This window comes from Kineococcus glutinatus (genome assembly GCF_039542765.1).
Taxonomy (GTDB): Bacteria; Actinomycetota; Actinomycetes; order Actinomycetales; family Kineococcaceae; genus Kineococcus_A; species Kineococcus_A glutinatus.
Window position 1 is genome coordinate 1 of the sequence record NZ_BAABIL010000425.1, and the last position, 3,876, is coordinate 3,876.

Sequence of the window (3,876 nt, forward strand, 5' to 3'; positions counted from 1 at the left end):
CCGCCGCCCCCGACAGCGGCACCTGCGAGGTCGAGGCGCTCGTCGAGCACGCCGACGCGGCGCTCTACGCGGCCAAGCGGCTCGGGCGCGACCGGGTGGTCGACGCCGCCGCGCTGCACGCCGCGCCGGTCGAGCCCGCCGGGGAGCCGTCCCCGGGCGGGCGTGGCCGCGGCGGGGAGCCCGCGGCCACGTCCCCGTAGGCTCGGGGCATGGCTCCCGCCGCCCCCGCCGCCCCCTCAGCCGCCGTCCTGGAGCAGATCAGGGCCCTGCCCAAGGTGTCCCTGCACGACCACCTCGACGGCGGCCTGCGCCCCGCCACGATCGTGGAGATCGCCTCCGCCACCGGGCACCGGCTGCCGACCACCGACCCGGAGGAGCTGCGGGAGTGGTTCCGCACCGCCGCCGACTCCGGCTCCCTGGAGCTGTACCTGGAGACCTTCGCGCACACCACCGCCGTCATGCAGGACGCCGAGTCCCTGGCGCGGGTGGCCGAGGAGACGGTGCTCGACCTGGCCGCCGACGGCGTCGTGTGGGGAGAGCTGCGCTACGCCCCCGAGCAGCACCTGCAGCGGGGCCTGGGCCTGGACCAGGTGGTGCTCGCCGTGGAGGAGGGCTTCCGGCGCGGGGAGCGGCTGGCCGCGGAGCAGGGCCACGAGGTCCGGGTGGGCACCCTCGTCACCGCGATGCGGCACGCCGACCGCGGGGTGGAGATCGCCGAGCTGGCGCTGCGCCACCGCGACGCCGGGGTCGTCGGCTTCGACATCGCCGGCGCGGAGGCCGGCTTCCCCCCGGCGCGGCACCGCGAGGCGTTCGAGCTGCTGCACCGCGCGGAGTTCCCCGTCACCATCCACGCCGGGGAGGCCGCCGGCGTGGACAGCGTGCGGGAGGCGGTGCAGGTGTGCGCCGCGCAGCGCATCGGCCACGGCGTGCGCATCGTGGAGGACGTCGAGGTCCTCGGCGGCACCGACGAGCGGGGCCGGCCCGCGGCGAGGCTGGGCCGCACCGCCGCCTGGCTGCGCGACTGGCGGATCCCGCTGGAGCTGTGCCCGACGTCCAACGTGCAGACCGGCGCGGCGAGCAGCGTGGCCGAGCACCCCGTGACGCTGCTGAAGGACCTCGGCTTCCGCGTCACCGTGAACCCCGACAACCGGCTGGTGTCCGGCACGACGCTGAGCCGGGAGTTCGCCCTGCTGGTGGAGCAGGCGGGCTGGAGCGTGGCCGACGTCGAGCGCGCCGGGGTGAGCGCCGCCAAGTCCGCGTTCCTGCCGCACGAGCAGCGGGTGGCGCTCGTGGAGCGGGTGCTCGCCGGCGCCGGCGCCGGGCAGGGAGCGCCCCGGCACGCGGTCTGAGCGTCCCCGGCTCCTGCCCGACCGCCCGTCTCCGGGTTCCGGCGCTCCCGAGGGGGGTCGAGGCCGCCCGAACCCGGGGACGGGCGGTCAGGAGGGGCCCGCGCCGTACGAGGCGAGCACCGACCGGGCGGTGGCGAGGACGTCGGCGACGAGCTCGGGGGGTTCGAGGACCCGCACGTCCGCGCCGAAGCCGAGCAGCACCCCGCGCGCGGCACCGGCCGCCCGGAAGTCGGCGCTGAACCCCCGCCACCCCGCGGTGGTGCACGGCTCCTCGCGGACCTCGCCCACCACCTGCGGCGCGCACACCCGCACCACCACCTCGGCGTGCTCGGCCCGCACGGCGAAGCGCACCGCCAGCAGCGGACCCCACAGCCGCTCGACGTCCGCCTGCAGCCGCGCCCACACCGCCGCCAGGTCCAGGTCGGCGGGGCAGCGGCTCGGCTCCGGGGTCGTCTCGGCGCCGCGCACCCGCGAGACCCGGAACATGCGCGGGTCCCCACCGGCGGCGGCCACGAGGTACCAGACGCCGTTCTTGGACACCAGGCCCCAGGGGTCCAGCAGCCACCGCCGCGCCGGGGGCCGCCCGCCGTGCTCGTAGTGCAGGACGAGGCGGCGCTCCTCCCACAGCGCGTCCTGCAGCAGCGCCAGGTGCGGCACGGGCTCGGGGCGGCCGCGCCAGCCGGCGGCGTCGAGGAGGATCCGCTCGCGGTGGCGTGCCAGCGGCGCGCGCCCGCCTCGCCGCGCAGCGGCCCGCGACCGGCGGCGGCGAACAGGGCGCGCGCCTCGGCGTCGGTGAGCCCGGCGACGTCGGTGCGCCAGCCGGCCAGCAGCGCGATGCCCCCGTGCCGGCCGCGGTCGGCGTAGACGGGGACCCCTGCGCCGGACAGGGCCTCGACGTCGCGCAGCACCGTGCGCACCGAGACCTCCAGCCGCCGGGCCAGGTCGGGGGCGGTCAGCTTGCCGTGCGCCTGCAGCAGGAGCAGCAGGGCCATCAGCCGGTCGGCGCGCACCCGTCCGAGCGTGCCAGGAAAACCTGACAGGAGGTGTCACGTCGGGGCGCTGGGATGGGGGACGCCGATCACCGCGCGCCGATCACCGTGCGCCGACCCTGGAGGAACCGTGAGCAGCACCAGCGCCACCGCCCCCGCCGCCGCCCCCGCGACCGACCCCCGCCCGGCGATGCGCCGCGCCCTGGACCAGCTGGACCGCCTCGTCGCCGCCGTCGGCGCCGACGACCTCACCCGCCCGACGCCCTGCACCGACCTCGACGTCCGGGCCCTGCTGGAGCACCTGCTCGGCGTGGCGCGCCGCATCGCCCACGTCGCCCGCGGCGGTGCGGCCCTCGACGTGCCGAGCAGCCTGGACGGGCCCGCGGACGGGGGCTGGGTGGCCGCCTGGGCCGGCGCCCGCGCGGACGCGGAGGAGGCGTGGGCCGACGACGCGGTGCTGACCCGGGTGCTGGAGCTGCCCTTCGGCACGATGCCGGGCGCCGCGGCCGGCTTCGCCTACGTGCAGGAGTTCACCGTGCACGCCGGTGACCTGGCCACGGCCCTGGGGCGGGCGGGGGAGCTCGACGAGGAGCTCGCCGCGCAGGTGCTCGCCGGTGCCGTGCGGTTCCTGCCGGCCGAGCCGCGCGGTGGGCGGGTGCCGTTCGGGCCGGTCGTGGCGGTGGCGGACTCCGCGCCGGCGTCGGAGCGGCTGGCCGGCTGGACGGGGCGCACCCCGGCCTGAGCGCCCTCAGCTCCCCGCCGCGGCGGTGGGCAGGGCCGCGTCGACGCCGGTGAGCCGCGCGGACAGCTCCCACAGCCGCGCGGCCACCTCCGGGTCGCTCGCGGCGGCGCTGCGCCCGACGAGGGCGGGGTGGCCGCGGCCCTCCTGGAAGCCGTCGGGGCCGACGTAGCTGGCGCCGGGCAGGTCCTGGACGGCGGCGAAGAGCGTCGGGCGCGCGCCGGCGTCCGCGCTCTGGGCGAGGAGCCGGTTGCCCACGTTGCCGACGAGGTCGACGACGCGGTTGCCGGAGCGGGCCTGCAGGTTGGTGGCGGCCCAGCCGGGGTGCGCGGCGAGGGCGCGCACCCGCGAGCCGGCTGCGGCGAGGCGGCGCTGCAGCTCCAGCACGAAGAGCAGGTTGGCGAGCTTGGACTGCCCGTAGGCGCGCCACGCGTTGTAGGGCCGCCGTTCCCAGTTCGGGTCGTCGAGGTCGATGCGGCCCATCCGGTGCGCACCGGAGGAGACGACGACGACGCGGTCGGTGACCTGCGGCAGCAGGAGGTTCACGAGCGCGAAGTGGCCGAGGTGGTTGGTGCCGAACTGCAGCTCGAAGCCGTCGGCGGTGCGGCCCTGCGGCACGGCCATGATCCCGGCGTTGGCGACGAGCACGTCCAGCGGCCCGCTCCAGCCGCTCGCGAACTCGCGCACCGAGGCGAGGTCGGCCAGGTCGAGGCGGCGCACCTCGACGTCGCCGCGCATGCCGGTGGCGGCCTCGGCGCCGCGGGCGGGGTCGCGCACGGCCAGCACGACGAGCGCGCCG

4 protein-coding genes and 2 pseudogenes are annotated in these 3,876 nt (G+C 78.3%); 3 read left to right on the forward strand and 3 right to left on the reverse strand.

Annotation, left to right across the window (positions count from 1 at the left end):
* Positions 1–200: pseudogene (locus ABEB16_RS15095) on the forward strand (GGDEF domain-containing protein); the annotation flags it as partial.
* A gap of 9 nt (positions 201–209) precedes the next feature.
* Entirely contained in the window at positions 210–1,349 is a 1,140-nt protein-coding gene (locus ABEB16_RS15100) for an adenosine deaminase (RefSeq protein WP_345713056.1), read from the forward strand.
* A gap of 87 nt (positions 1,350–1,436) precedes the next feature.
* Here the strand turns inward: ABEB16_RS15100 and ABEB16_RS15105 are convergent, their stop codons facing one another.
* Positions 1,437–2,006: a helix-turn-helix transcriptional regulator gene (locus ABEB16_RS15105; protein ID WP_345713057.1), complete on the reverse strand. Its 570-nt coding sequence runs from the start codon at positions 2,004–2,006 to the stop codon at positions 1,437–1,439.
* Between the two features lie 242 nt (positions 2,007–2,248).
* A pseudogene (locus ABEB16_RS22830) lies at positions 2,249–2,341 on the reverse strand (HTH domain-containing protein); the annotation flags it as partial.
* A 127-nt stretch (positions 2,342–2,468) separates the two neighbouring features.
* On the opposite strand from ABEB16_RS22830, the gene ABEB16_RS15115 reads away from it, so the two are divergent.
* Complete coding sequence (locus ABEB16_RS15115; RefSeq protein ID WP_345713059.1) at positions 2,469–3,080, forward strand: TIGR03086 family metal-binding protein; 612 nt, start codon at positions 2,469–2,471, stop codon at positions 3,078–3,080.
* 6 nt (positions 3,081–3,086) lie between these two features.
* On the opposite strand, the gene ABEB16_RS15120 is transcribed toward ABEB16_RS15115, so the two are convergent.
* Positions 3,087–3,876: oxidoreductase (locus ABEB16_RS15120; RefSeq protein ID WP_345713060.1), on the reverse strand; the 790-nt coding region annotated here is incomplete at its 5' end.